General features: G+C 68.2%; 25 protein-coding genes and 2 tRNA genes. 14 read left to right on the forward strand and 13 right to left on the reverse strand.

Translation table 11 applies throughout. The features are described 5' to 3' along the window. Positions 1 to 3: 3 nt before the first annotated feature. On the reverse strand, positions 4 to 981 hold the full coding sequence (locus KBY57_RS07075) for a YgfZ/GcvT domain-containing protein (RefSeq protein ID WP_254995178.1): 978 nt from the start codon (positions 979 to 981) through the stop codon (positions 4 to 6). After that, positions 978 to 1,547: an orotate phosphoribosyltransferase gene (gene pyrE, locus KBY57_RS07080; RefSeq protein ID WP_254988051.1), complete on the reverse strand. Its 570-nt coding sequence runs from the start codon at positions 1,545 to 1,547 to the stop codon at positions 978 to 980. Before pyrE ends, KBY57_RS07075 begins: the two co-directional genes overlap by 4 nt. 231 nt (positions 1,548 to 1,778) lie before the next feature. Between pyrE and KBY57_RS07085 the strand changes: the two genes are divergently transcribed. The 4 genes from KBY57_RS07085 (at position 1,779) to KBY57_RS07100 (ending at position 4,780) form a co-directional block, all read left to right on the forward strand. Then, entirely contained in the window at positions 1,779 to 2,279 is a 501-nt protein-coding gene (locus tag KBY57_RS07085) for an Occludin/ELL family protein (RefSeq protein WP_254995180.1), read from the forward strand. Between the two features lie 28 nt (positions 2,280 to 2,307). Beyond that, positions 2,308 to 2,380 (forward strand) — tRNA-Ile (locus tag KBY57_RS07090). An 85-nt stretch (positions 2,381 to 2,465) separates the two neighbouring features. Further along, the gene (locus tag KBY57_RS07095; protein WP_254995243.1) at positions 2,466 to 3,791 is read left to right on the forward strand and encodes a hemolysin family protein; all 1,326 of its coding nucleotides are present in this window, start codon (positions 2,466 to 2,468) and stop codon (positions 3,789 to 3,791) included. After that, positions 3,788 to 4,780 (forward strand): Gfo/Idh/MocA family protein, encoded by a 993-nt coding sequence (locus KBY57_RS07100; protein WP_254995181.1) that lies wholly within the window; start codon positions 3,788 to 3,790, stop codon positions 4,778 to 4,780. Before KBY57_RS07095 ends, KBY57_RS07100 begins: the two co-directional genes overlap by 4 nt. Here KBY57_RS07100 and KBY57_RS07105 read toward each other — a convergent pair. Next, positions 4,777 to 8,031, reverse strand: coding sequence for a glycoside hydrolase family 15 protein (locus KBY57_RS07105; RefSeq protein WP_254995182.1), 3,255 nt, complete (start codon positions 8,029 to 8,031; stop codon positions 4,777 to 4,779). The genes KBY57_RS07100 and KBY57_RS07105 overlap by 4 nt on opposite strands. Before the next feature lie 61 nt (positions 8,032 to 8,092). Between KBY57_RS07105 and KBY57_RS07110 the strand changes: the two genes are divergently transcribed. Beyond that, the gene (locus KBY57_RS07110; RefSeq protein ID WP_254995183.1) at positions 8,093 to 8,818 is read left to right on the forward strand and encodes a WecB/TagA/CpsF family glycosyltransferase; all 726 of its coding nucleotides are present in this window, start codon (positions 8,093 to 8,095) and stop codon (positions 8,816 to 8,818) included. A 29-nt stretch (positions 8,819 to 8,847) separates the two neighbouring features. On the opposite strand, the gene KBY57_RS07115 is transcribed toward KBY57_RS07110, so the two are convergent. Together KBY57_RS07115 and tgt are read right to left on the reverse strand one after the other, a co-directional pair. After that, positions 8,848 to 8,991 carry a photosystem II reaction center protein K gene (locus KBY57_RS07115; RefSeq protein WP_094559231.1) on the reverse strand — a complete coding sequence of 48 codons (144 nt, stop codon included), beginning with the start codon at positions 8,989 to 8,991 and terminating at the stop codon, positions 8,848 to 8,850. A gap of 29 nt (positions 8,992 to 9,020) precedes the next feature. After that, the gene (tgt, locus tag KBY57_RS07120) at positions 9,021 to 10,154 is read right to left on the reverse strand and encodes a tRNA guanosine(34) transglycosylase Tgt (protein ID WP_254995244.1); all 1,134 of its coding nucleotides are present in this window, start codon (positions 10,152 to 10,154) and stop codon (positions 9,021 to 9,023) included. 37 nt (positions 10,155 to 10,191) lie between these two features. Here tgt and KBY57_RS07125 point away from each other — a divergent pair, with 37 nt between their 5' ends. Further along, the gene (locus KBY57_RS07125) at positions 10,192 to 10,962 is read left to right on the forward strand and encodes an adenosylcobinamide-GDP ribazoletransferase (RefSeq protein WP_254995184.1); all 771 of its coding nucleotides are present in this window, start codon (positions 10,192 to 10,194) and stop codon (positions 10,960 to 10,962) included. On the opposite strand, the gene KBY57_RS07130 is transcribed toward KBY57_RS07125, so the two are convergent. Beyond that, on the reverse strand, positions 10,928 to 12,013 hold the full coding sequence (locus tag KBY57_RS07130; RefSeq protein WP_315859777.1) for a HAMP domain-containing sensor histidine kinase: 1,086 nt from the start codon (positions 12,011 to 12,013) through the stop codon (positions 10,928 to 10,930). The two genes, KBY57_RS07125 and KBY57_RS07130, sit on opposite strands and share 35 nt — an antisense overlap. 474 nt (positions 12,014 to 12,487) lie before the next feature. Between KBY57_RS07130 and KBY57_RS07135 the strand changes: the two genes are divergently transcribed. Continuing rightward, positions 12,488 to 12,859 carry a DUF3155 domain-containing protein gene (locus KBY57_RS07135; protein WP_094559128.1) on the forward strand — a complete coding sequence of 124 codons (372 nt, stop codon included), beginning with the start codon at positions 12,488 to 12,490 and terminating at the stop codon, positions 12,857 to 12,859. Positions 12,860 to 12,871: 12 nt separating this feature from the next. Here the strand turns inward: KBY57_RS07135 and KBY57_RS07140 are convergent, their stop codons facing one another. Next, positions 12,872 to 13,501: an alpha/beta hydrolase gene (locus KBY57_RS07140; protein WP_254995186.1), complete on the reverse strand. Its 630-nt coding sequence runs from the start codon at positions 13,499 to 13,501 to the stop codon at positions 12,872 to 12,874. A gap of 54 nt (positions 13,502 to 13,555) precedes the next feature. Between KBY57_RS07140 and purH the strand changes: the two genes are divergently transcribed. After that, positions 13,556 to 15,106 (forward strand): bifunctional phosphoribosylaminoimidazolecarboxamide formyltransferase/IMP cyclohydrolase, encoded by a 1,551-nt coding sequence (gene purH, locus KBY57_RS07145; protein WP_254995187.1) that lies wholly within the window; start codon positions 13,556 to 13,558, stop codon positions 15,104 to 15,106. 102 nt (positions 15,107 to 15,208) lie between these two features. Continuing rightward, positions 15,209 to 15,673 carry a DUF4079 domain-containing protein gene (locus tag KBY57_RS07150; RefSeq protein WP_254995188.1) on the forward strand — a complete coding sequence of 155 codons (465 nt, stop codon included), beginning with the start codon at positions 15,209 to 15,211 and terminating at the stop codon, positions 15,671 to 15,673. 21 nt (positions 15,674 to 15,694) lie between these two features. On the opposite strand, the gene KBY57_RS07155 is transcribed toward KBY57_RS07150, so the two are convergent. From KBY57_RS07155 to sfsA, 3 genes are all read right to left on the reverse strand, one after another. After that, on the reverse strand, positions 15,695 to 16,339 hold the full coding sequence (locus KBY57_RS07155) for a DUF1997 domain-containing protein (protein WP_254995189.1): 645 nt from the start codon (positions 16,337 to 16,339) through the stop codon (positions 15,695 to 15,697). A 154-nt stretch (positions 16,340 to 16,493) separates the two neighbouring features. Beyond that, a complete protein-coding gene (locus KBY57_RS07160; protein WP_254995190.1) occupies positions 16,494 to 17,690 on the reverse strand; it encodes a 4-hydroxy-3-methylbut-2-enyl diphosphate reductase in 1,197 nt (398 codons plus the stop codon). 26 nt (positions 17,691 to 17,716) lie between these two features. Further along, on the reverse strand, positions 17,717 to 18,481 hold the full coding sequence (gene sfsA / locus KBY57_RS07165; protein WP_254995191.1) for a DNA/RNA nuclease SfsA: 765 nt from the start codon (positions 18,479 to 18,481) through the stop codon (positions 17,717 to 17,719). A 75-nt stretch (positions 18,482 to 18,556) separates the two neighbouring features. Here sfsA and murJ point away from each other — a divergent pair, with 75 nt between their 5' ends. Then, positions 18,557 to 20,179, forward strand: a complete 1,623-nt coding sequence (murJ, locus tag KBY57_RS07170) for a murein biosynthesis integral membrane protein MurJ (protein WP_254995192.1) — start codon at positions 18,557 to 18,559, stop codon at positions 20,177 to 20,179. Here murJ and KBY57_RS07175 read toward each other — a convergent pair. The 3 genes from KBY57_RS07175 to KBY57_RS07185 are packed head-to-tail and all read right to left on the reverse strand — an operon-like array spanning position 20,176 to position 21,021. Continuing rightward, positions 20,176 to 20,436: a cytochrome-c oxidase gene (locus KBY57_RS07175; RefSeq protein ID WP_094559135.1), complete on the reverse strand. Its 261-nt coding sequence runs from the start codon at positions 20,434 to 20,436 to the stop codon at positions 20,176 to 20,178. The genes murJ and KBY57_RS07175 overlap by 4 nt on opposite strands. A 24-nt stretch (positions 20,437 to 20,460) precedes the next feature. Beyond that, positions 20,461 to 20,751 (reverse strand): DUF3181 family protein, encoded by a 291-nt coding sequence (locus KBY57_RS07180; RefSeq protein ID WP_254988000.1) that lies wholly within the window; start codon positions 20,749 to 20,751, stop codon positions 20,461 to 20,463. Positions 20,752 to 20,754: 3 nt separating this feature from the next. Beyond that, positions 20,755 to 21,021: a hypothetical protein gene (locus tag KBY57_RS07185; RefSeq protein WP_254987999.1), complete on the reverse strand. Its 267-nt coding sequence runs from the start codon at positions 21,019 to 21,021 to the stop codon at positions 20,755 to 20,757. A gap of 78 nt (positions 21,022 to 21,099) precedes the next feature. Between KBY57_RS07185 and KBY57_RS07190 the strand changes: the two genes are divergently transcribed. The 4 genes from KBY57_RS07190 to KBY57_RS07205 all read left to right on the forward strand — a co-directional run bounded on the left by KBY57_RS07190 (position 21,100) and on the right by KBY57_RS07205 (position 25,012). Continuing rightward, positions 21,100 to 21,173: transfer RNA gene (locus tag KBY57_RS07190), tRNA-Arg, on the forward strand. A gap of 96 nt (positions 21,174 to 21,269) precedes the next feature. Next, entirely contained in the window at positions 21,270 to 22,571 is a 1,302-nt protein-coding gene (glyA, locus tag KBY57_RS07195) for a serine hydroxymethyltransferase (protein WP_254995194.1), read from the forward strand. Between the two features lie 64 nt (positions 22,572 to 22,635). Continuing rightward, complete coding sequence (locus KBY57_RS07200) at positions 22,636 to 23,733, forward strand: glycosyltransferase family 4 protein (RefSeq protein ID WP_254995195.1); 1,098 nt, start codon at positions 22,636 to 22,638, stop codon at positions 23,731 to 23,733. 4 nt (positions 23,734 to 23,737) lie between these two features. Continuing rightward, the gene (locus KBY57_RS07205) at positions 23,738 to 25,012 is read left to right on the forward strand and encodes a competence/damage-inducible protein A (RefSeq protein WP_254995196.1); all 1,275 of its coding nucleotides are present in this window, start codon (positions 23,738 to 23,740) and stop codon (positions 25,010 to 25,012) included. Positions 25,013 to 25,039 lie beyond the last annotated feature (27 nt).

Consider the following 25,039-nt stretch of genomic DNA (forward strand, 5'->3'; position numbering starts at 1 on the left):
GCGTCAGCCCTGACGGCCGGCCCCGACGGGCGGATCCACGAAGGCTGGTGGTTTCGACAGGTGCAGGGCCGGGGCCTGGGAGCCCTCACCGGCACGGAGCTCGGAATCCTGCAGGGCCTGGCGACGCACCAGGGCCAACCCGATCCACATCCCATCCTCCAGGGCCAGGGCCGAGGTGATCTGGCCTGCCCGGCTGCTGCCGGAAGTGCCTGAATCCCCGTTGTCGGCTCCCTCCAGGCGGAACAGGGCCGTGCCCGGGACCGGCGCCGCTGCGGACCCCTCGGGGGCGCGCCCGTGCCAGCGCCGCAGCTGCTGTTTGACCCCGTCGTAGGTGGCGAGCTTGGCCAGGGTTTCCTGGCCCACATAGCAGCCCTTGCTCAGGCTCACCCGATCGGCCAGCCCCGCTTCAAAGGGGTTGGTGTCGTCGTTGATTTCCCCTGGGGCAGCCGGCCAGCCCTGCTGGAGGCGCCAGTGCTCCTGCTCCAGCGCCGTGAGTGGCGTGCGCTCGGCCAGCCACGGGGGCAGCTCCGCCCCCGCTAGCAGCACCAGCTGCCGGCCCAGCAGCCAGCCGTTGCCGTTCTCCCGGGCCTGCCACTGGCCAGCTGGGGCCTGGGGCAGGGCCGTGAGGGCGTCCCCCAGCGGCGTGATCCAGCGCGCTGGTGTTACGGGGCCGAGCCGCACCTGATCGGCGGGGAACAGCACCCGGTCGAGACTGTGCCAAACGGCTTCGGCATCGCCGCTGCTCAGCAGCAGCCAGGCACCGCTGTCATCCACCAGCACCTCGGCCAGGGCCCGCAGGCGGCCGGTAGCGGTGATGCAGCAGGTGGGGATCCAGCTGCCGGGAGTGCTGCTTTCGATGGCGGCACTGGTTTGGCCATGCAGGAAGCGTTGTGTATCAGCCCCATCGAGTCGAATCAGGCTGGTGGCTTGCTCCCAGCGACGCGGCCCGGCTGGTTGCCAACTCCAGGGGTCGGGGCTCATGACGCGGCCTGACTGGCGGCGATGGCCGAAGCGGCAGCGGCCACCTCCTCGAGCAGAAACAGGCTGCGCAGCTCCAGGCCGGCGGCGGTCATGGCTTCCAGGCCCCCTTCCTGGCGATCCACGATCGTGACCACCCGTTCCACCTGAAAGCCCGCCTCCCGGAGCTGGTGCACGGCCTTGAGCGAGGAGCCGCCGGTGGTCACCACATCCTCCAGAACGGTGATGGCGCTACCGGGCTCCGGCAGCGGCCCCTCCAGCCAGGCGCCCGTGCCGTGGCCCTTGGCCTCCTTGCGCACGATCAGGGCATCGAGCCCGCGGCCCCCCAGGGCGGCCCGCATCGCCACGGCGCTCACCAGCGGGTCGGCTCCGAGGGTGAGGCCGGCCACGGCCCGCGCTTCCGGCTCCACCTGCTCCAGCATCAAGGCCCCCAGCAGGGCCAGCCCGGTGCCGCTGAGGCTGACGGGCTTGCAGTTGACGTAGTGGTGACTGGTGCGTCCCGACGCCAGGGTGAAGTTGCCGTGGCGATAGGCCTTGGTGGCGAGTAAAGGCAGCAGCGCGATCCGCATCTCGGCGGGTGAGGCCGCCAGGAACGTTGCAGCCGGGGAAACGGTCGACAAGAGCTGGTGCAGACGCAATTGGTTGTCTAGTTTGCGGCCAACATGACAACAGCCGCTGCTGGCTGGACTGGATCGATGGTGATTGCCACCTCTTCCACTTCCAATCCCCCCCCACGCCGCAATGTCGTCTGGGCTGCAGCGACCAGTTGGGCTGTGGCGGCCAGTTCGGCAGTCGCTGGTTTGCTGATCGCTCCAGCCTGGGCGGGGCCGGTGGTGTGCACCACAACCCTCGAGGCCCCTGTGGTTGGTGGCCGGCCGAGGGGTGGCGATGCCACGGGGCCGGTGGAGGTGATCCGCTGTGGCGTGGTGCAGACCACGCCCGAACTCATGGAGAGGCGGTTTTACAGCTACACCGCTCCCTACGCCCGCGGCGTCAGCCTCACCAACCAGATCACCGATTTGTTCGGAATTGCCATGGGGGGTGGCGATGGCACCAAGGTGATGGGCTTCGGCTTCTCCGACCAGACGATCATCTGGGATGGCACCGCCGTGGAGAACACTTATCAGGTGCTGCTGGAGCAGCAGAGCGACCCCATGCCTTGGCGCACGGGCGATGTCTCCAATGGCTATTCCGGCAGCCTCGGATCCGGCGGTGGTGGTTCGGGAGGTGTGTCTGCCCAGGGCACTGGCTGGCAGGACGGGGGCGCGAGCTACGGAGCGCCGGTGCGGGGCCTCTGGTAAGTCTGGGTGATCGGGCTTCGGCCCATGGGGGGGTCTAGCAATCTGGTGAATGCAGCGAACTCATAATTCGCCTTAGCCGGGTTCGATCCCCGGGACCCCCATCCACCTCAGCGCAACAGCCAGCCCGATTCGGCGGCTGCTTCTATCCTCGGCACATTGATGGCTCCCCTGGTGGGGCTTCCCGTGATCCAACTCCTGGCGTTGGCCATCCTGCTGGCCCTGCTGGCGTTCTTTGCCGCTGGGGAATTCGCCCTGATTCGCCTGCGGCCAAGCCGGGTGCAGCAGTTGCAGGAGTCCGGCGAGCCCGGGGCCCAGGCCGTGGCGAAATTGCAGCACCGGCTGCGGCGGGTGCTCGTGGCCACCCAGTTAGGCGCGGCCCTGGCCCTGGTCGCCCTGGGTTGGGCGGGGCGCGGTCTGGCCGAGCGGCTGGGGGTCTGGCTGGGAAGCCAGAACGGGATGGGTACCGCTCCCCAGGGATGGCTGGATGCGGGCGTTTTTCTGCTGTTGGTGTTGCTGGCAACCGTGCTGGGCGGGCTGCTGCCCAAGGCCTGGGTGTTGCACCGGCCGGAGGTCTCAGCCCTGCGGCTCGCGCCTCTGCTGGATTCCGTGATCCGTAGCCTGGCCCCGTTGCTGTCGTTGCTGGAGCGCTTCAGCGGCACCCTGTTGCGTTTGTTGGGGCTTCCCCGCAACTGGGATGAGCTGGTGCCGGTGCTCTCCGCCGGAGAGCTCGAAACCCTGATTGAAACCGGCAGTGTCACGGGTCTGATGCCCGATGAACGCAACATCCTCGAGGGGGTGTTTTCGTTGCGCGACACCCTGGTGCGTGAAGTGATGGTGCCGCGCTCCGGCATGGTCACCCTGCCGCTGGATGTGAGCTTTGCCGAGCTGATGCGGGAAGTGCACGACACGGCCCATGCCCGTTTTCCGGTGATCGGCAGCTCCCTTGACGACGTGCGTGGCCTGCTGGACCTGCGGCGTCTGGCCGATCCGATGGCTCGGGGCCTGCTCAGTGCCGACACGCCCCTGGCCCCCTACATCACCCCGGTGGCCCGGGTGCAGGAGAGCACGCCCCTGGCCGAGCTGTTGCCGCTGATTCGCAGTGGTCAGCCCCTGCTGGTGGTGGTGGACGAGCACGGCGGCACCGAGGGCCTGGTGACCGTGGCCGACCTCACGAGTGAAATCGTTGGAGATGAGGACGATTCCCTCGAGGCGGCCCAGGATCTGCAGCAACTGGGCGAGGGTTGCTGGTCGGTGGCCGGTGATCTCGAGATCTTTGAACTCAACCGGCAGCTGGGCCTGCAGTTGCCCGAGGCGGAAGGCCATCACACCCTGGCGGGCTTCCTGTTGGAGCGGCTCCAGCACATCCCCGCCCCGGGCGAGGGCCTGCGCTGGAAGGGGCACCAGTTTCGGGTGTTGGCCATGGATGGGCCCCGCATCGACCGGGTGCAGATCGAGCGCCCGGTGGCAGAGTCGATCCCTGATAATGCTGCCAGCCGTGAGCCCCAGCCATGAACCCTGTGCGCGTGGGTGTCATCGGCATCGGCAACATGGGCTGGCACCACGCCCGGGTGCTGAGCCTCATCAAAGATGCGCAGTTGGTCGGCGTGGCCGACCCGGATGCGGTCCGGGGTGAGCTGGCGACCCAGCAGTTCGGCTGTCGCTGGTTCCCGTCCTATGAGGCGATGCTGCCGGAGGTGGATGCGGTCTGCATTGCCGTGCCCACCCTGCTGCATCACCGGGTGGGCCTGGCCTGCCTCAAGGCGGGCGTGCACGTGCTGATCGAGAAGCCGATTGCCGCCAGTCAGGAGGAGGCCTCGGAGTTGATCCAGGCCGCTGATGCGGCGGGGCGGCTGCTGCAGGTGGGCCACATTGAGCGGTTCAACCCTGCCTTCCGCGAGTTGGTGAAGGTGGTGGCCAATGAGGAGGTGGTGGTGCTGGAGGCCCGGCGCCACAGTCCCAACGCCGATCGGGCCAACGACGTGTCGGTGGTGCTCGACCTGATGATCCACGACATCGATCTGGTGCTGGAGCTGGCAGGGGCCCCGGTGATCCGGTTGGCGGCCGCCGGCGGACGCAGCGCTGAAGGTCCGATCGACTATGTCAACGCCACCCTGGCCTTTGCCAACGGGGTGGTGGCGAGCCTCACGGCCAGCAAGATGGCCCACCGCAAGATCCGCAGCCTGTCGGCCCACTGCCGCAGCAGCCTGGTGGAAACCGACTTCCTCAACCGCACCCTGCACATTCACCGCCGCGCCCATGAATCAGTGAGCGCCGACCATGGCGAGTTGGTGTATCGCTCCGATGGCGTGATCGAGGAGGTGAGCACCACGTCCATCGAGCCCCTCTACGCCGAGCTCGAGCACTTTCTGCAGTGCGTGCGCGGTGTCGAGACTCCGGCGGTGGGTGGTTTGCAGGCCTCCCGGGCCCTGCTGCTCGCCGATCTGATCGAGCAGTGTGTGGAACAGCCCAACCTCTGCATGAGTCTTGAGGTGCCGATCTAGGTCGCTTTGGCTGGGTCGGTGAGCTGGCGCAGGGCTTCGAGTTGCCAGCGGCGGCAGTCGCCAGGCGACGACAGATAGAAGGCATCCCAGGCTTCCGCCTTGTGCAGGCCGTACTGCTCGGCTGCGATGTCGGGATGGCGTTGCTGCCAACCCACCCGCACGGCGTGCCCGATCACCACGTCCAGCACCAGGTCGTCGTCAAACACCACCTCGGGGTTGGCGCCCACGAAGGCGATCAGGGTGATCAGGGTTTCGGTGCAGAGCTGGCGGTAGTCGGGGGCTTCGATTTTGCTGAGCAAGTGATCGACGAGGGCGGCAAAGTTGCGTTCGCCGGGGGTCTTTTCGCTCAGCAGCGGCGCACTGTCGAGGCGGTTGCGCTTCTCGAGTTTGTCGCCGATCACAATGCCGCGGCAGTGGTGCAGAAGATCCCAGATGCCGGGGTAGAAATCGCGGGGTACACGGCCCAGGGCCCCAAGCCGCAGGCGGTGTTGCAACCAGCAGCCCTCCTTCGGCAGTTCCTCGAGCGGATCGGGCACGTCCCAGCGCACCCGGCCACTCACATGCAATTGCTCCTTGCGCTGCAGGGCGGCCTTGGCGTGTTCCAGGTCGGCCAGCACCGCCCGCAGGCGGCGTTGGATGGCGTGAGGGGGCTGGTCGCAGAGGGCCTCGAAGGCATCGATCGGGCTTCGATCGGTTTCGGTGGCCAGTTCACCGGTGAGCAGCAGCAGCAGTTGACCCAGTTGCAGGGTGAGGCTGCCGCTGAGTAGCGCTGGCTCGTGGCGGGCCAGACCATCGAGGGCCAGCAGCAGTTCTTGCTGCAGCATCCATTCCCGGCCGTCTTCGCCGCTGAAGCGCTTGATCATGGCGGCGATGCTGGCGCTGCCCTGGGGTTCGCTGATGCGGGAATCGCTGGTGTAATTGCGCCCCACCACCACCTGCTTCTGGCGCACCAGCAGGTCGGTGAGGGCGTCCTCCAGCTGGGGATGCACCAGATCGAGGGCCCCGGCGACGCGCCGCACCACGTTCCAGTCGGCTTCGGCCAGGGCCCGGCGATACACCTCTTCCAGCAGCGCCTGCAGGCGCACCGGCTGGATGCCGGCGGGCCCCTGCAGGCGCGAATCGGGGCCCAGGCGACGCACCAGCTGTTCGAGCACTTCGCCCTGCTCTTCCAGGGAGGAACTGCGCCAGAGCCGTTCGGCGAGGTCGCCGATGCTGATGTCCTGGCGCTCGAGGTCCTGCTCTTCGCGGGCCGACAGGGGCGCCTGGCTGGTGCTGGCTCGCAGCGGGGTGGGGGCCGGGTGCTGGGGCAGCCTCGCCAGGCCCGCCTGGGGTGGCAGCTCCACCCAGCTGCCCTGGTCCAGCAGGTCGGCCAGGCTGCCCAGTTGCACCGGCACGCCGTCCAGCAGGCCAGTCTGCAACTCCCTTCCCAGCCGCAGAAAGGCCTCCGGATTGGCCTGGAAGGCCCCCTCGGCCACCGGGATCAGCAGCAAGGGCGCGCCGCTGCCCCGCCAGTGGCGCTGCAGCAGCCGCAGCTCGGCTGTCACGGCATCCACCAGCTGTTCCGGATCGTCGGCGAGGTAGAAGGTGTCTTCCTCCAGCACGGCCGGCAGGAAGGCCAGGCTGGTCTCGCCCTGGCGGTACAGCCGGGCCGTGGCCATGGTTTCCATCCGCACTGGGGGGTGGCCGCTCAGCCCCAGGGCCGGGTTGGCGCCCACCTGGGCCATGCGCTGGGCCAGCTCCTGGGAGCTGCCGATCCGTATGGCCGTGGCGTGCTCAGCGCCGTGGGCCAGCGGCAGGCCAGCGGCTTGCAGGGCCGCGGCGATGCCGGCATGGGCCGGCACCAGGGCCACCAGCACCTGGTCGGCCCCGAAGGGGCTGGGCCGACGGCGGCCGATGGGGTCGAGATCGTCCGGGGTGATCAGCCCGTGCAGCAGCAGGTCGGCGAGCCAGGTGAGGCTCTGGGTCCACAGCAGCGGCACGTTGGGATTGGCCACCCGGGCCTGGCTGCCCGGCTGGCGCCGTTCGGCCTCGATCGCCTCCGCGGGCACCAGATACAGCTCGGGTAGCAGCGCTCCACCCTCCTGTTCCAGGCTCACCTCCGCCAGGCGCTGCCGCCACTGACGGGCCTCATCCCAGCGTTCCTCGCAACAGGCGGTGACCAGCTCGTAGGCCCAGAACAGGGGCCACTCGCATTCGATGTGCTCGAACTGGGCCAGCTCCTCCCGCTCGTAGTGCAGGCGGGTGTGGTCTTCGACCACGGTCTGGTGGCCATCGCGGCGGAAGCGCTTGTAGCCGTAGGTGCCGCCCAGCTCGGCGCGGATCTTGGCGCGGGTGCGGTCCGCCAGCTGGGGATCTTCCACGGCCCAGGCGGGGTAGCCGATCACCGAAAGACAGGCGCTGTCCACCTCCTTGCTGGCCGACTCGCGCGGCAGTAGGCCGCGCAGCGCCCGCCGCAGCCGCACGATGGCGTCGTGGGGGATCACCAGACAGCAGCTGCCATCGCCGTGGGGGCCGTAGAGATCGAGGCCTTCGAGGGCCTCCAGGGCCGCCTTCACCAGGCCGATCGAGCTGGCATTGCGCTCCGGTAGGCCGTGGTTGCCCTTGTCACCGCGCTCCCAGATGCCGTAGTCGGCCACGCGGTAGGCGCGAGCCACGTAATACACCAGGTTTTGCACGAAGTCGCATTCGTGGCTGCTCTGCACCACCACCAGCCCCGAGCGGGTCAGCTGAGCCAGCTGCAGCAGAAACAGCGCCGTGGCGTCGAGCTGCAGATGCCCCCAGCCGTCGTCGGCCACCACGGGGCCACCGCTGGCTGTGTCGAACTTGGCGTGGATGGCGTGAAGGCGGTGCAGGCTGTGCTTGAACCGCTCCACCTTCGGAGCCTGGCGCAGCATGGCATTGAGCAGGCCGCGCATCAGCTGCAGCACCCGCCCTTCGAGCTCATAGACCCGACGGCTCGGTCCCCGCAGCCGGCGATGGGCGAGGGCCAGTCCCCAGACGCATTGAATCGAGTAGATGCAATCGCGAACCCAGGCGTCGGCGTAATTGCCGTGCACGGTGTGGGCCGTGCTGGCGGGCAGGAGGGCCGTGATCGGGTGCTGCCGGCTCAGCACCACCCGATCGATCTGCTGATCGAGCTCCTGCAGCACGGCCCAGGCTTCGGCAGGATGGGCACCGATCGCTTCTGTTGAGGCGGTCGTTCCTGTGATTGGTCCCGTGATTGGCCCCGAGGTTGGCAGGGATTGCGCCATGGGTGCACCAGTGCCAGTGGCATGCCAGCCATCAATTCTCCACCCCCACCCCCCCGCCCCTATGGCAGCAACGGCAACCGAACCACAGCGCACCAGCGTTCTTGGGGTTCCGGTGGATGTCTGCGCCGACGTGGGCGAAGCGGCCCTGGCCCTGTGGCAGCGGGGCGGCGGCCAGATCGTCACGCTCAATGCCGAAATGACGATGGCGGCCAAGGCTGACCCTGCCCTGGGCGCGGCAGTTGCTTCGGCGGCCCTGGTGATTCCCGACGGTGCGGGGGTGGTGTGGGCCCTGGGGCGGCAGGGCTTCCGGGTGCGCCGCAGTCCGGGTATTGAGCTGGCCCGCAACCTGCTGGTCCATGCCGCTGCCCACGGCTGGAGGGTGGCACTGGTGGGCGGCTCGCCGGCGGTGATGGAGCAGCTCACCGCCCGCCTGCGCCAGGAGCTCCCTGGGCTGCAGCTGGTGCTCAGCGCCCATGGCTACCAAAGCGCCGAGGCCTGGCCGGGCCTGGAGCAGCAGCTGGTCGGCGCCCGGCCTGATCTGGTGTTGGTGGCCCTCGGCGTGCCGCGGCAGGAAACCTGGATTCAGCAGCTGCCGGGGCGCCGGGGTGGTCTCTGGATGGGCGTGGGCGGCAGCTTTGACGTCTGGGCGGGGGTCAAAAAAAGAGCCCCCACCTGGATGGGAGCTCTACAGATCGAGTGGTTGTACCGCTTGGTGCAGGAGCCGAGCCGCTGGCGGCGCATGCTGGCCCTGCCGGCATTTGCCTGGGCGGTGCTGCGGCAGGGCTAAGACCCGATGCCTCAGCGGAAACCCACCGCTCAGCGGAAACCCACTGAGGCCTGCCACACGAAGGCCAGCAGCAGGAAGAACAGGGGGATGATCGGCAGGATGTCCACTAGGGGGCCGAAGGCCTGGTAGGCCTCGGGGAGCTGGGCCAGGGTCTGCAGGGTGTAGGCGGCCATCCCGGAAATCACTGTGCGTGAGGCGGACGCTACCACGTGTGGGCGGCTGGGGAATCGGCGTCCCACGGAGCGAAATCCTCTGCAAAACAGCCGTCCTGGATCGCCCGGCCCATTGCGCTGCTGAAGCGCACCAGCTGGGTGATGTTGTGCAGGCTCAACAGGATCTTGCCCAGCAGCTCCTCGCTCTTGATCAGGTGGTGCAGGTAGGCCCGGGTGTGGTTCCGGCAGGCCGGGCAGGGGCAGCTGGCATCCATCGGGGTGTGGTCGTGGCGGAAGCGGGCGTTCTTGAGGTTCCAGCGCTCACCGCCCACCAGGGCAGCGCCGTGGCGCCCCAGCCGGGTGGGGATCACACAATCAAACAAGTCGAAACCATTCGCCACGGCGATCGCCATCTCCCGCAGGGTGCCCACGCCCATCAGGTAGTGGGGTTTGTCGTCGGGCAGCAGCGGCCCCAGCTGGCGCACGATCCGGTGCATCTCTTCGGTGGGCTCGCCCACGCTCACGCCGCCCACGGCGATGCCGGGTAGCCCCATCGAGGCCACCACCCGCGCCGATTCCTGGCGCAGATGGGGGAAGCAGCCGCCCTGCACGATGCCAAACAGGGCCTGATCGGGCTTGGTGTGGCTGGCGATGCAGCGCTCCAGCCAGCTGTGGGTGCGGCGGCAGGCGGCGGCCACATCCGCTTCGCTGGCGGGGTAGGGCGGGCATTGGTCGAAGGCCATGGCCACGTCGGCCCCCAGAGCCATCTGGATCGCCATCGAGCGCTCGGGGGTGAGCTCGATCCGGGCCCCGTCGCGGGGGGAGCGGAACACCACGCCGTGGTCGTTGATCGTGTTGATGTCGCCCAGGCTGAACACCTGGAAGCCGCCGGAATCGGTGAGCATCGGGCCGTCCCAGCCCATGAAGCGGTGCAGGCCGCCGGCCTCGGCCACGATCGCCTCGCCCGGCTGCAGATGCAGGTGATAGGTGTTGGAGAGCACCATCTGGGCGCCTGTGGCGCGCAGCTGATCCGCCGTGACCCCCTTCACCGTGGCCAGGGTGCCCACCGGCATGAACCGGGGCGTGGTGACCACGCCATGGGGCGTGTGGAAGCAGCCGCAGCGGGCCCGGGTGCGTTGGCAGCGGGCCGTGATGGCGAAGGAAAAGGCGGGTGGGAAGCTGATTGCGCCGAACCGGTGCTGTTCTGACGCTAGGTGTCGCTTGCCGAAGCCTTTCTCTGGGTGGATTCCGGGCTGGCTCGCCGATCTGGCGGGGGCCTGGGTGTTTTATTCCGTGCTACCGGCCTGGCCCGGGGTGCCGCTGCGCTTTGAGCGCATCGCCCGCTTTGGTCCCCTGATCGGTCTGGTGCTGGGCGGGCTGCAGGCCCTGTTCTGGGGGCTGTCGGCGGGCTGGTTGCCGCTCGGGGCCCAGGTGGCCGTGGTGCTGGCCCTCGGGTTGATCCTCACCGGTGGCCTGCACGTGGATGGGGCGATGGACACCGCTGATGGGCTTGGCGCCGGCCCCCGGGCCCTGGAGGCGATGGCGGACAGCCGCGTGGGCGCTTCAGGGGTGCAGGCCCTAGTCGTGCTGCTGCTGCTGCGGGCGGCGGGTCTGCTGTGCCTGGCAGCCGCCGCGCCACCGGCCCTGCTCTGGGCTGCCTTCTGGGGCCGGGTGGCCCCCCTTGTGGCGATGCAGTGGTTCCCCTATCTGCGGGAGCAGGGCAGCGCCGGTTTCCACCGGCAGCACTGGCGGGGGCTGGCAGCGGAGCTGGCGCCGGCGCTGCTGGTGCTGCTGCTGGCGCTGGTGCTGTGGGGTTGGCTTGGCGGCTCCCCTCCTCAGATGATCGGCCTGGTGCCGGCGGTGCTGGTCCCTCTCTGGCTGGGGCGCCGTCTCGGGGGCCACAGCGGCGACAGCTACGGCGCCTGCGTGGAGTGGGTCGAAAGCCTGGCGCTGCTGTTCAGTGGTCTGGGGCTGCGGCTCCTGGCAGCCTGAGGCAAAAGGCATTGCCCTGCGGAGGCAGCCCCGGCGCCACGGCGGCGGGTGGCACCACCAGGTTGAGTTCGCCGCCAAGGCTGCGGGCCAGGTCTCGGCCCAGGGCCAGTCCCAGCCCCGTGCCCGGCAGGTTCTGGCCACCACGGCCCCGAACGCCCCGATCGAAGATCGTCTCCCGTTCCTCGAGTGCAATCGGCGCACCGCCGTCCCAGACGGCGAGTTGCCAGGCCCCTCCCGCAAGGGGCTGGCAGTGGAGGCCGATGGCGCTGCCGGCGGGGCTGTAGCGGAAGGCGTTTTCCAGCAGGTTGGCCAGGATTTCGGCCACCGCACCGCTGTCGCCGTGCCAATCGGGCATGCGGGCGGGCGGCTGCCAGGGGCGACCCTGCAGGGCGGCGGTGGCAGAGGCCCGCTGCAGCAGGGGCTCCAGCCAATCCGGCAGGGGTTGGCCCTCCGGTCCCACCAGCCCGGGTGGAAGCAGCAGGGGCTGGGCTGCCTCGCCGGAGACCACCGGTGTGGTGCTGCGGCCCAGCTGGCTGAGGGCATCGACGTAGCGGTTGAGCTGGCGCTCCTCCGCCAGCAATCCCTCCACCAAGGGGCGGTTCTGGCTGTCCTGGTCTAGGCGCCGCAGCAACAGCTGGCCAAAGGTGCGCAGGGCGGCCAGGGGGTTGCGCAGCTGGTGAAGCAACAGGCCCAGCTCCGCCTCCTGTTGCTTCAGTGTTTGTTGCAGCCGCTGTTGTTCCAGGTCGAGGCAGAGAGCTTCGGTGAGACACAGGGCTACGGCCTGCAGTCGCTGGCCAAGGGTGTCGGGCCACGGCAGCGTGCTGGTTTCCACCTGGATGGCTCCCAGCAGCACGTTGTGGTGACGCAGCGGCAGCCAGCGCCGTTGTTCGGCCGGCCAGCGCAGCGGGCTGCCTGCCTCCACGGCCGGGAGGGCCCGGCCATCGCTGGGCCACTGGCCAATGGGAACCAGGCTTGGGGCGCTGCCGTTGCCGGGCTGGGTGACGTACACCACCAGCGACTGCAGATCACCCCGGTCGGCGAACTGGGCCAACTGAAAGCGGAGCAGGCTCAAAAACCTTTCGGAGACTTGCATCTGAGCCAATCAACCGCCGCCCTGCCGAAAAAATTTTCGAATGGGCGTTGGAAAACCGAGAAAAAGTCTTAAGATATTCCGTATCGACCAATACGACGCGGTCCGCAAGCGGGCAGCGGTTCAACGTCGTGACGCCCACACCCCTTGTTGCCCTTTCGGGTAATTGAGGCTACAGCAGAGACAGATCCGACTTCTTGCCGATCCTTTCTCCCTGTTGTTCGCAACCCGAATGGGCGGGTTGCGGCGTCACTGACCTTTTGGGCCGGCTGACGCTTCCGGGCATCAGAACGTTTGGACGTCGCCCGTGCTGCCGGTTTTCCGGCTGCCTCGGCGGGCTGAGTCACGGACCCTGCGCATGTTTTGCGCTCCCATGGTCCGTTCCCCTCCGGTTTCTCCTCGTCCCCTCACTTCTCCCCCCGCGGGAGCCGCTCAATGTCCAAGAAGCGCAAGCGGATCAGCCGCCGCCGGCTCGCCGGCCAGCGGGTACTGGCCCATGTCCCCACCTTCAACCTGGAAACGGGTTCCCACAAGCCGGTCACAGCGGCCCGCCGCTACATCGCCGAGGAGCTGCTGGTGCCCCCCGCGATCCTCAACGTGCGCCGCAACGAGCACACCACCGATCGCTTCTTCTGGGGCGAGAAGGGGCTGTTCAGTGCCCAGTACGCCGAAGAAAACCATTTCCTGTTCCCGTCGCTGCGTTCGATCGTTGATCGCATCGGTGAAGACGTTCTGTTCGAAGGCATCGAAGCCCTCGCCGCCGATGACTGGGAGGAAATGGAAGAGTACGAATACGCCTTCGTCTGATAGGCGATCTCCTCAGGCCGGCCACTGGGCGGCCAGGTAATGGCGGAGGGCTGGAAACAGGCTGGTGTCGATGGTGTGACCACCGGCAAAGCCGATCAGGTCGGCCTCAATCCCACCTTGGCGCAGTTGCTCCTGGAGCGCTTCGCTCGCCCCATAGGGCACCACCGGATCCTGCTCCCCATGGGTGAGCAGGATTTTTTTGATGGTCTGAACGCCGGGCTGCCAATCCGGATGGGGATAGCCGCTGCAGCTGATCAGTCCGGCCAGGGGCAGACCTGCGCCGGATGTGCTCACATCCAGCGCCATCGCTGCTCCCTGGGAGAAGCCCAGCAGCACCGTCTGCTCCAGGGGCACCTCGGTGGCCAGCTGCTCCAGCCGTTGGCGCAGATGGGTCCGGGCCGAGGGCAGTTGGGGCCAGTTCGGCTGCTGCAGGTCATACCACTGGCGGCCGCTGCCTCCCGGGTGGGGCAGGGGTGCCCGCAGCGCCACCACGCTTGCCGCGGGCTCCACCAGCAGCTCAGCCAGGTCGAGTAGGTCATCGGCGTCGGCCCCCCAGCCGTGCAGCAGCACCAGCCGCCGCTCGCTCTGGTGGGGGCCCAGCCGGATCAGGTCGTCGCTGGATGGGCTGCTGGGGGTGGTCATGGCGTGGGTGCTGCTGCTGCGTAGGTTGGCTTCAGACCAGCATCCTTGGCAGCCATGGCCCCCACGGCCCTACTCAGCGTCTCCAACAAAGAGGGATTGGAGCCCCTGGCCAAGGGGCTGCTGGAGGCCGGCTACGCCTTGATTTCCAGTGGCGGCACCGCGGCTGCTCTCCAGGCCGCCGGCTTGCCAGTCACCAAGGTGGCGGAGCACACCGGGGCCCCCGAGATTCTGGGGGGACGGGTGAAGACCCTGCACCCCCGCATCCACGGCGGCATCCTGGCCAAGCGGGCTGAGCCCGGCCATCAGGCGGATCTGGCGGCCCAGGGCATCGCCCCGATTGATGTGGTGGCGGTCAACCTCTACCCCTTCCGCGAGACCGTGGCGGATCCGGCGGTGGCGTTCGACACCGCGATCGAAAACATCGACATCGGCGGCCCGGCCATGGTGCGGGCGGCGGCCAAGAACCATGCCGATGTGGCGGTGCTCACCAGCCCCAGCCAGTACGGCTCCTTTCTCGAGGCCCTGCGGGCTGGCGCCCTGACCCCAGCCCTGCGCCGCCGCCTGGCGCTGGAGGCCTTTGAGCACACCGCCAGTTACGACGGGGCGATCAGCGCTTGGCTGGCCGCCCGTTTGGAGGGGATGGCTGCGGAGGGGGCGGCGCCCCTGCGACTCGAGCTACCCGCTCGTCAGAGCCTGCGCTACGGCGAAAACCCCCATCAACAGGCCACCTGGCACAGCGAGCCAGCTGCCGGCTGGGGCGCCGCTGAGCAATTGCAGGGCAAGGAGCTCAGTTACAACAACCTGATCGATCTCGACGCGGCCCTCGCCACGGTGCGTGAGTTTGGTTACGGCCCTGGAGCCGAGCCGGCCGCCGTGGTGGTCAAGCACACCAATCCCTGCGGGGTAGCCACGGGCCGCGGCGGCGCCGATGCCCTCACCCGGGCCCTGGATGCCGATCGGCTCTCGGCCTTTGGTGGCATCGTGGCGCTCAACCGCCCGGTGGATCTGGGGGCCGCGGAGCAGCTCGGCAGCCTGTTTCTTGAGTGCGTGGTGGCGCCGGGCTTTGATGCTGCGGCCCGGGAGCGGCTGGCTTCCCGCACCAATCTGCGGCTGCTGGAGCTGGCCCCCGAAGCGATTGCGCGGGCCCCGCGGCGGCAGCTGCGCAGCCTGCTCGGTGGTGTGTTGGTGCAGGCACTCGACGACCAACCGGTGGAGGAGAGCGCTTGGCAGGTGGTGAGCGAGCGCCAGCCCACCAGCACGGAATTGAACGACCTGCGCTTTGCCTGGAAGCTGGTGCGCCATGTGCGCTCCAATGCCATCACCGTGGCCCGGGATGGCCAGAGCCTGGGCATCGGCGCCGGCCAGATGAACCGGGTGGGCTCAGCCCGGCTGGCCCTGGAGGCAGCCGGCGACAAAGCCCGCGGTGCGGTGCTCGCCAGTGATGGCTTCTTCCCCTTCGACGACACCGTGCGCCTGGCCGCAGGCCATGGCATCAAAGCCGTGATCCAGCCTGGCGGCAGCGTGCGCGATGCCGACTCGATTGCGGCCTGCAATGCTCTGGGCCTGGCGATGGTGGTCACCGGCCAGCGCCATTTCCTCCACTGAAGTCCCCCGGTGGGCGGGGTGAGCTGTAGCTTCGCTCCGACACCGCTCTGCCCAGCTCCCGGTTTTCATCGCCGGTGCCCATCGCCAGCCCCCTCCGACGCCATGCCTGAAGCGCTCGCTTACAACCTCAACTTTCTCCATCCCCTGCTGATGGGGGGCCTGCTGGCCCTGTCGGGCTACGGGATGTTCCTGGGTATCAAGGCCAAGAAAACCCGCACCGCCGACGCTGAAACCCGCAAGACCCTCATCAAGGGCCAGTTCGCCAAGCGCCATTTCCAGATCGGCAGCCTGATCCTGGTGCTGATGGTGCTGGGCACCTTCGGCGGCATGGCCGTCACCTACCTGAACAACGGCAAGTTGTTTGTGGGGCCCCACCTGCTGGTGGGCATCGGCATGACCTGCCTGATCGCCCTGGCCGTGGCGCTCACCCCGTTGATGCAGCAGGGCAACCTGATTGCCCGCAAGGCCCATGTGGGCCTGAATATGGCAATGGTGACTCTGTTCCTCTGGCAGGCCGTGAGCGGATTGCAGATCCTCAACAAGATCTGGGAGAACAGACCCGCCTGAGCCTTCAGCCCGCCTGAGCCCTCAGAACTGGGCGTGCCGCCGGGGCGGGCAGTCGAGGTTGTGGCTGGCGTGAAAGTCTTCCTGCACCTTCCAGGTGAGTTTCCGGGAGATCTGGCGCACGATCTGCTTCAGCAGGTGGTCGCCGCTCGACTGCACCAGCCCGTCGGGCAGCAGGGTGATCACCCCTGGCAGGCGGATCCAGACGCTGAGGTCGAGTTCCCAGCGCACCAGGGTCAGCGGCCGAGAATCATCGGCCTCGTCGAGGCGCAGTGAGGCGTTGAACTCGACGTCGTAGAGACCGTCCAGGGCGGGATCGCCGCCGTGGTTCGGCACCGTGAGGATTCGGTAGAGCCCCTGGTCCTGGGGCAGCAGTTCCAGACCGATGGTGGGCTCCACTTCAAAGCCGAAGTTGCCAAAGGTGCCAAGGGTTAGGGCGTAGCCCTGGCAGCCCAGGGGCTGCACGGTCATCGGCGCGGCGCAGCGACGGAACCAGCCCTCGTGGTGATCCAGGTAGTGGGCGACCACGGGCGCGCTGGCCCGCATTTCCATCACATCGGCGAAACCACTGGCGTAGCGCCGCACCCGGGAATCATCGCTGTGGCGCAGCAACGGGGACGCGCTCACCGCTCTGGTCGCCGGGCTGTCGTCGGCCGGAGTGAGGTCCATGTCCAGCGGTGCGGTCGACAACAGCAAAGACAACAGCGGCAACTCCTGGCGATGGACCCGCCGAAGACGGACACGCTCGATCTTTAATCAATGTAAAGCCACTGCAGCGACCTTTCGGCGCCCGCTGTGACACCCGGACACCCAAGGGCCGGACTCACGCGGCGCAGAGTTCGATCAGCCGCTCAATGACGTCCTCCACCACCCGATCTGGGGTGGAGGCTCCGGAGGTGATGCCCACCCGGATCGGGCCCTCGGGCAGGAAGGGCAGCTCGGTTTCCAATTCGCCGCCGAGGGGCATGTGCTCGATCCGGTTGCCGGGCCCGATGCGCTCAGGGGTGTCGATGTGGAAGGAGCGGATGCCTCGGCTGACGGCGATCTCCTGCAGGTGGGTGGTGTTGGAGGAGTTGTAGCCGCCGATCACGACCATCAGATCCAGCGGTTCATCCACCAGGGCGAAGATGGCGTCCTGGCGCTCCTGGGTGGCGTCGCAGATGGTGTTGAAGGCCAGGAAGTGCTCGTTGAGCTCGGTGGGGCCGAAGCGCTGCAGCATGGTGCGCTCGAACAGGCGGCCAATCTCCTCGGTTTCACTCTTGAGCATGGTGGTCTGGTTGGCTACGCCCACCTGGATCAGATCGCGCTCGGGATCGAATCCGGGGGAGCAGGCTTTGGCGAAGCGCTGCATGAAGGCCTCACGATCCCCCTTGCCGAGGATGTAGTCGCTCACCATCTGGGCCTCGGCCAGGTCGAGCACCACCAGGTAGGTGCCGGCGAAGCTGCTGGTGGCCAGGGTTTCCTCGTGCTTCACCTTGCCGTGAATGATCGAGGTGAAGGCGTGCTTCTTGTGCTTCTCCACCGTGTTCCACACCTTGGAGACCCAGGGGCAGGTGGTGTCGACGATGTGACAGCCGCGCTCATTGAGCAGTTGCATCTCCTGAACGGTGGCGCCGAAGGCCGGCAGGATCACCACATCGCCGCTGGCCACCTCGGAGAAGTCCTTCACGCCGTCTTCCACGGAGATGAACAGCACGTTCATCTCGCGCAGGTGATCGTTCACCGAGGGGTTGTGGATGATTTCATTGGTGATCCAGATCCGCTCGGTGGGGTAGTGGCGGCGGGTTTCGTAGGCCATGGCCACGGCTCGCTCCACGCCCCAGCAGAAGCCAAAGGCTTCGGCCAGCCGCACGGTGAGCCGACCGCGCTGCAGGGTGTAGCCGTTGTCGCGCAGTTTGGCGATCAGATCGCTTTGATAGGCCTTCTCCAGGCTGCCGGCCACCTCGTCGCCCAGGCCGAAGCCGCGGCGGTTGTAGCGCTCCGAGTGGTGCAGGGAGCGTTTGAAGGCGCGGGTATCCACAACAGCCGGAGCTTGGTGCTCCGACTCTATGGGCGGCCGGCGGGGCCTTGTCGTTCCACGCTGGCCAGCCCCTGCCAGCTCACCGTGCTGGCCGTGAAGCAGTAACGGCAGGGCAGCACCTCCACGCCGGCGTCCAGGGCCTGGCGAAACAGGACGCCGTAGCGCGGATCGGCCGCGTCGCCAGGGGCAAAGCGCGTCACGTCGCTGCGGCTCAGGCAGGGCACCAGCACGGCCCGGCTCGCGGGCAGCAGGGCCATCAACTCCAAGAGATGTTTCTGGCCCCGCTCGGTCACGGTGTCGGGGAACAGGCCCAACTCGCCATGGGTCCAGGTGGTGTTCTTGACCTCCAGGTAGATCGGTCGGGGATCGGCGGCGCCATCGGCCGGGGTGAGCAGCAGGTCGATGCGGCTGCGGCGCCCTTCGCCGTAGGGCACCTCCGCCCGAATGCTTGCGATCGGGCCCAGCCAGGGCTCTAGACAGCCGGCTTCGATCGTGGCCCGCACCAGCCGGTTGGGCAGGGCTGTGTTGATGCCCACCCAGATCGGCTCTCCCGCGGCGCCCTGCACCTCGGCCTGCTCCCAGGTCCAGGCCAGCTTGCGGCTCGGCGAGGGGGCATGGCGCAGCCGCACCCGGCCGCCGGGATGGAGCACGCCGGTCATGGGACCGGTGTTGGGGCAGTGGGCCGTCACCAACTCGCCGTTCTCCAGCTCCACATCCGCCAGGAAGCGTTTGTAGCGCTTCACCAGGGTGCCCTCCACCAGTGGGTCGAGGCTGAGCACGGGGGTGGCCATGGCGGGTGGGCTGGGTTGCAGCAGTGCAAGCCAGCCATACTGCCGCTCAACTCCCAGGGCCCAGGGCCCCTCTGGATGGCGAAGTCCCTGCGGCGCATTGCCCTGATCGTGGCGGTGGCCACGGCCCTCAGCAAGGTGGCGGGCCTGGTGCGCCAGCAGGTGATCGCCGCCGCCTTTGGCGTGGGCATCGCCTACGACGCCTACAACTACGCCTATGTGCTGCCCGGCTTTCTGCTGATCCTGCTGGGTGGGATCAATGGTCCCTTCCACAGCGCCATGGTGAGCGTGCTGGCGCGCCGGCCCCGCGCCGAGGGCGCCCACGTGCTGGCCGCGATCAACACCCTGGTGGGAGCGGCCCTGATCGGCGTCACCGTGCTGCTGTTCCTCTTTGCCGATCCGCTGATCACGCTGGTGGGCCCGGGTCTCGATGCTGTGCGCCACGAGGTGGCGGTGCTGGAGCTGCGCTGGATGGCGCCGATGGCCTTGTTTGCCGGTTTGATCGGTTTGGGTTTCGGGGCGCTGAATGCCGCCGATGAGTTTTGGTTGCCTTCGGTGAGCCCGCTGCTCTCCAGCGTGGCGGTGATCGCCGGCCTGGGGATCCTGTGGTGGCAGTTGGGCCCGGCGATCGCCTTGCCCCAATACGCCATGGTGGGCGGCGCCGTGCTGGCCGGTACCACGCTGCTGGGGGCGGTGTTCCAGTGGCTGATTCAGCTGCCGGCACTGGCCAAGCAGGGGTTGCACAGGTTTCAGCTGGTGTGGGACTGGAAGCACCCCGGCGTGCAGGAGGTGTTGCAGGTGATGGGCCCAGCCACTCTTTCTTCGGGCATGTTGCAGATCAATGTGTTTACTGATCTGTTCTTCGCCTCGGGAATCGTGGGGGCGGCGGCTGGCCTGGGCTACGCCAACCTGCTGGTGCAGACGCCCCTGGGTCTGCTCTCCAACGCCCTGCTGGTGCCCCTGCTGCCGGTGTTCGCCCGGCTCACGGCTCCGGCCGATCGCCCTGAGCTGATCGGCCGCATCCGCCAGGGCTTGATGCTCTCCAGTGCCTCGATGCTGCCCCTGGGGGCGCTGATGGTGGCCCTGGCCGGTCCGATCGTGGCGCTGATCTACGAGCGGGGGGCTTTCAACGCCAGCGCCGCCGCCCTGGTGGGCGGGCTGCTGATGGCCTACGGCGTGGGCATGCCGGCCTATCTGGGGCGGGATGTGCTGGTGCGGGTGTTCTACGCCCTGGGCGATGGCACCACGCCCTTCCGCTTCTCGGTGGCTGGCATCGGCCTGAACGTGATCTTCGACTGGCTGCTGGTGGGCGGTCCCACCCCCTGGGGGCTGCAGCTGCCGGCCCTCAACTTCGGCGCGCCGGGCCTGGTGCTGGCCACGGTGGCGGTGAACCTGATCACCTGCGGCGGTCTGCTGCTGGCCCTGCAGCGGCGGCTGGGCGGGCTGCCATTGCGGCTGTGGGGCCGCGACAGCCTGCTGCTGCTGGGATCAGCTCTGCTGGCGGGACTGGCGGCCTGGGCTCTGGCGATCGGGGTGGCCTGGCCGCAGCACCTCTGGGGCCTGCTGCTGGAGTGCGGCTTTGCCGGAGGCCTGGGGCTGCTGGTCTATGGCCTGCTGGCCAGCTGGGCTGGGGTGCCTGAGGTGAGCGATTTGATGGCCCAGCTGCGCGGCAGGCTTCCGCGGCTTGGCGCGCCGCGCTAGGGATCCAGGCGGACCTCCCGCTCGGCCCGCACCTGCACGGGGATTTCCAGGTGCGAACGGCCCAGCATCTGGGGCCCATCCACCGAAAAGATGCGGGCTTCGATCCCGAACTCCTTGAAGGCGGTTTCGAGCTCCTGGATCAGGGCCTTCTCCACCTGGGCCTCGGCATCCACCACCTTGCCGATCAGGCGCCCGCCCAGGCGACCCATGCGTTGGCGCACCACGTCGCGGGCGTTGGTGACCTCAATGACCAGCACAGCCCGCCGCCAGGTGGCGCAACCTTATCGGCAAAACGGCTCCAGCACCTCTTCGAGATCGCGCAGCTGGCCGGCCGGCACCAACCGCGCCAGGGGCAGACGCGTCGGCCCGCCACCGATGGGCACCTGCACCGCTTCAAGCGCCTGACGGGCGCACACGCCAGCCCCCTGGTCGAGGCGGGCGGCACATTCGATGGCCAGGGTCTGGGCCAGGCCGGCATCGCCGAGGTAGAGATGCCAACCCGCCACCTGCAGGTAAAGGCGATCGGCCAGGGCCAGTTCGAGCTCCTTGAGATCAGCGGCGTTGAGGGTCATGGCTCAGGGTTTGTCGGTTGGCTCGGGGCTTCTGGCTTCGGGGCCCGGGCGCAGGGCGATCACCGTTCCAATGTGCACCAGCAGCACCGCCAGCCAGCTGAGGGTGAGCCAGTTGAGGTGGTTCCAAGGGTGGCGTAGTTCTTGCACGACCCACAGGCCGCTGTTTAGGGCAGCAAATAAGGCGGCGTGGAGCGTGAGATTCACGATCCGCTCGAAGTGCCTGTAGGTGGGGTCTTCGGGGTTGGCGGGGCCGTACCAGCGGATGGGCATGGGCGGAGTGGCGGGGGAGGGCGGTGGATGGCAGGTTGATTGACGGATGGGCCCTCCGTGCGGTGAAAATGGACCCATGCGCTTGTAGCTCAGCGGATTAGAGCATCTGACTACGGATCAGAGGGTCGGGAGTTCGAATCTCTCCAGGCGCGCTTCTTTTCACAACCGCCTCCGGGCGGTTTTTTTGTGCCCTTCGCTCGGCTTTGGGAGTGCTTCTTTACGATCGTCGTGCGAACGAACCCTTCCCCATGGCCCATTCCGGCGGTGCTGCCCTGAACCAGTCCCTCGCCGCCGGTGATCCTGCCATCGCCGCGCTGATCGGCAAGGAGCTGGAGCGCCAGCAAACCCATCTCGAGCTGATCGCTTCGGAAAACTTTGCCTCCCGCGCCGTGATGGAGGCCCAGGGCTCGGTGCTCACCAACAAGTACGCCGAGGGTCTTCCCACCAAGCGCTACTACGGCGGCTGCGAGCACGTGGATGCCATCGAGGAGCTGGCGATCGCGCGGGCCAAGGAGCTGTTTGGTGCCGCCTGGGCCAACGTGCAGCCCCACAGCGGCGCCCAGGCCAACTTTGCGGTGTTTCTGGCGCTGCTGCAGCCCGGCGACACGATCCTGGGCATGGATCTCAGCCACGGCGGCCACCTCACCCACGGCTCGCCGGTGAACGTGAGCGGCAAGTGGTTCAAGGCCGTGCACTACGGCGTGGATCCCGACACCCAGCAGCTCAACTTCGACACGATCCGCCAGCTCGCCCTGGAGCACAAGCCGAAGCTGATCGTGTGCGGCTACTCGGCCTACCCGCGCACCATTGATTTCCAGGCCTTCCGCGCCATCGCCGATGAGGTGGGCGCGGTTCTGCTGGCCGACATGGCCCACATCGCCGGCCTGGTGGCCGCTGGCGTGCATCCCAACCCGGTGCCTGTCTGTGATGTGGTCACCACCACCACCCACAAGACCCTGCGCGGACCCCGCGGCGGCCTGATCCTCTGCCGCGATGCCGAGTCCGGCAAGCAGTTCGATAAGGCCGTGTTCCCCGGCAGCCAGGGCGGCCCGCTCGAGCACGTGATCGCCGCCAAAGCGGTGGCCTTTGGCGAGGCGTTGCAGCCCTCCTTCAAGGCCTACAGCCAGCAGGTGGTGGCCAACGCCCAGGCCCTGGCGGCCCGCATCCAGGAGCGCGGCATTGCCGTGGTGAGCGGTGGCACAGACAACCACATCGTGTTGCTCGATCTGCGCAGCATCGCCATGACCGGCAAGGTGGCCGACCTGCTGGTGAGCGATGTGCACATCACCGCCAACAAGAACACGGTGCCCTTTGATCCCCAGTCGCCGTTTGTGACCAGCGGCCTGCGCCTCGGCACAGCCGCTTGCACCACCCGCGGTTTCGACGAGGCTGCTTTCCGCGAGGTGGCCGATGTGATCGCCGATCGCCTGCTCAACCCCGAAGACAGCACCATCGAGCTGCGCTGCCGCGAGCGGGTGGCAGCGTTGTGCCAGCGCTTTCCGCTCTACGGCGAACTCGCCGATGCGCAGCGTCAGCTGCAGCACGCCTGATCCCGGCATACGCCCGTAAGGTGGGCCCCAAAGGCCGCCCCCCGGCTTCCTTCGGTCTGGCCCTGTGACCCTCGCCTACAGCCCCAACGCGGCCGCCCTGCTGACCTTCGCGGTGGCGGCGTTGTGTACGGCGCTGGTGGTCCCATTGGTGCGTCGCCTGGGGCTGCGTTGGGGGCTGGTGGATGCACCCGACCCCCGCAAGCAGCACACCACGCCGATGGTGCGGCTCGGTGGGGTGGGCATCGTGGTGGCCTTCAGCCTGGCCCTGGGCCTCACCTGGGTGTTTGGGGGCTTTGCCGATCTGGCCGCCGAAAAAGACCAGTTGATCTGGACCACCCTGGCCGGGGCCCTCTGTTTTTTCCTGATCGGTCTGGCCGACGACCTGTTCGCCCTACCGCCCCTGCCCCGGCTCGGCGGCCAGTTGGCGATTTCGATGGTGGTGTGGAACGAGGGGGTGCGGATCGGCAGCATCGAGTTGCCGATGAACTGGCTCGGGGGGGCGGATCTGCAGCTGCCCCTGCCCGACTGGTTGAGCCTGCTGGCCACCTTGATCTGGCTGGTGGGCATCACCAATGCGATCAACTGGCTGGATGGGCTCGATGGCCTGGCGGCTGGCGTGAGCGGCATCGCCGCGATTGGCCTGCTCTCGGTGAGCTTCAGCCTGCACCAGCCGGCCGCTGGCCTGCTGGCCGCGGCCCTGGCGGGCAGTTGCCTCGGTTTCCTGCGCCACAACTTCAACCCCGCCCGCATCTTCATGGGCGATGGCGGCTCCTATTTCCTCGGTTTTGCCCTGGCCGCGATCAGCATCGTCGGCCCGGCCAAGGGGCTCACCAGCGTCAGCCTGCTGCTGCCCCTGCTGATCCTGTCGCTGCCGCTGGCCGACATGTCGGCGGTGATCATGGGGCGCCTCAGCGAGGGCCACTCCCCCTTCTATCCCGATCGGCGTCACCTGCACCATCGCCTGCTGCGCAGTGGGCTGAGCCATCGCCGCACGGTGTTGCTGATCTACGCCTTCACCCAGTGGCTGGGGTCGCTCGCCCTGGTGCTGGTGAATGCTGAGATGCGCTTTCTCTGGCTGGCCTTGGCCACCGCGGTGTTGATCTGGGTGCTGGTGACCACGCGCCGGACCCTGCAACGGCCCGCAGCCAGCTCGGAGCGCTGAGGCCGTGAGCGCCGAGATCCTTTGCATCGGCACCGAGCTGTTGCTGGGCAACATCACGAATGGCAATGCCCGCTGGCTGGCGGACCAGCTGGCGGCCCTGGGCATTCCCCATCACCGTCAGAGCGTGGTGGGCGACAACCGCGAGCGCCTGATGGCGGCGGTGCGGGAGACGGCCGGCCGCTGCCGGGTGTTGATCACCACCGGTGGTCTCGGCCCCACGCCCGACGACCTCACCACCGCGACCCTGGCGGCCGCCTTCGAGACGCCTCTGGTGGAGCACCCCGAGATCTGGGCGGAGATCCAGGCCCGCATGAGCGCCCGCGGCCGGGTGTGCTCCCCCAGCAATCGCCAGCAGGCCTTTCTGCCCCAGGGGGCCCAGGTGTTGCCCAATCCCACCGGCACGGCGCCGGGAATGATCTGGACGCCGCCCGCTGGAGCGGGGATCCAGCCCGGTTTCACCGTGCTCACCTTCCCTGGGGTGCCCAGCGAGATGGAGGCGATGTGGCATGCCACCGCCGCACCCTGGTTGCGTGCCGCTGGTCTGGCCGAGGGGGTGTTTGCCAGCCGCATGCTGCGCTTCTGGGGCGTGGCTGAATCGACCCTGGCCGACCAGGTGGCCGATCTGCTGGAGCAGGCCAACCCCACCGTGGCTCCCTATGCCGGCGCCGGCGAGGTGAAGTTGCGGCTCACTGCCCGGGCCACCAACACGGCTGAGGCCGAGGCGCTGCTGGTTCCGCTGGAGGCCGAGATCCGCGCCCGCACCGGCGCGGCCTGCTTTGGTGCCGATCACGATTCCCTGGCTTCGGTTGTGCTGGAGCAGCTGCGGCGGCGGGGCGAGACCCTGGCGGTGGCGGAGAGCTGCACCGGCGGAGGGCTCGGCGCGGCCCTGGCGGCGGTGCCGGGGGCGTCCGATGTGTTTCTGGGCGGAGTGATCGCCTATGCCAACGCGGTCAAGCAGGCCCTGCTGGGGGTGCCGGCGGCGCTGCTCGAGAGCCACGGTGCCGTGAGCGATCCGGTGGCGATGGCCATGGCTGAGGGCGCCCGCCGGGCCACCGGCGCCACCTGGGCGATTGCCGTGACCGGCATCGCCGGCCCCGGCGGTGGCAGCGCTGAGAAGCCGGTGGGGCTGGTTCATCTGGCCATCGCTGGCCCCGATGGCTGCAGCAGCGAGGGGGTGCGCTTCGGATCGAGCCGCGGACGTGCCTGGATCCAGCGGCTCACGGCCGGTGAAGCGCTCCATCGCCTGCGTTCACGCCTGCTGGTGACCCACGACGTGTGAATCACCACATTTACTTGTGTATCACAC

This window comes from Cyanobium sp. Aljojuca 7D2 (assembly GCF_024346415.1).
GTDB lineage: Bacteria > Cyanobacteriota > Cyanobacteriia > PCC-6307 > Cyanobiaceae > Cyanobium_A.

Bases quoted from the DNA above. Each gene is read 5' to 3' on its own strand.
- KBY57_RS07115 (WP_094559231.1), bottom strand. From the start codon at position 8,991: ATGGCCGCCTACACCCTGCAGACCCTGGCCCAGCTCCCCGAGGCCTAC.
- KBY57_RS07155 (WP_254995189.1), bottom strand. From the start codon at position 16,339: ATGGACCTCACTCCGGCCGACGACAGCCCGGCGACCAGAGCGGTGAGC.
- KBY57_RS07180 (WP_254988000.1), bottom strand. From the start codon at position 20,751: ATGACCCTCAACGCCGCTGATCTCAAGGAGCTCGAACTGGCCCTGGCC.
- KBY57_RS07110 (WP_254995183.1), top strand. From the start codon at position 8,093: ATGGCAGCAACGGCAACCGAACCACAGCGCACCAGCGTTCTTGGGGTT.
- purH (WP_254995187.1), top strand. From the start codon at position 13,556: ATGGCCCCCACGGCCCTACTCAGCGTCTCCAACAAAGAGGGATTGGAG.
- pyrE (WP_254988051.1), bottom strand. From the start codon at position 1,547: ATGCGGATCGCGCTGCTGCCTTTACTCGCCACCAAGGCCTATCGCCAC.
- KBY57_RS07075 (WP_254995178.1), bottom strand. From the start codon at position 981: ATGAGCCCCGACCCCTGGAGTTGGCAACCAGCCGGGCCGCGTCGCTGG.
- KBY57_RS07135 (WP_094559128.1), top strand. From the start codon at position 12,488: ATGTCCAAGAAGCGCAAGCGGATCAGCCGCCGCCGGCTCGCCGGCCAG.
- KBY57_RS07105 (WP_254995182.1), bottom strand. From the start codon at position 8,031: ATGGCGCAATCCCTGCCAACCTCGGGGCCAATCACGGGACCAATCACA.
- KBY57_RS07150 (WP_254995188.1), top strand. From the start codon at position 15,209: ATGCCTGAAGCGCTCGCTTACAACCTCAACTTTCTCCATCCCCTGCTG.
- murJ (WP_254995192.1), top strand. From the start codon at position 18,557: ATGGCGAAGTCCCTGCGGCGCATTGCCCTGATCGTGGCGGTGGCCACG.
- KBY57_RS07140 (WP_254995186.1), bottom strand. From the start codon at position 13,501: ATGACCACCCCCAGCAGCCCATCCAGCGACGACCTGATCCGGCTGGGC.
- glyA (WP_254995194.1), top strand. From the start codon at position 21,270: ATGGCCCATTCCGGCGGTGCTGCCCTGAACCAGTCCCTCGCCGCCGGT.
- sfsA (WP_254995191.1), bottom strand. From the start codon at position 18,481: ATGGCCACCCCCGTGCTCAGCCTCGACCCACTGGTGGAGGGCACCCTG.
- KBY57_RS07185 (WP_254987999.1), bottom strand. From the start codon at position 21,021: ATGCCCATCCGCTGGTACGGCCCCGCCAACCCCGAAGACCCCACCTAC.
- KBY57_RS07100 (WP_254995181.1), top strand. From the start codon at position 3,788: ATGAACCCTGTGCGCGTGGGTGTCATCGGCATCGGCAACATGGGCTGG.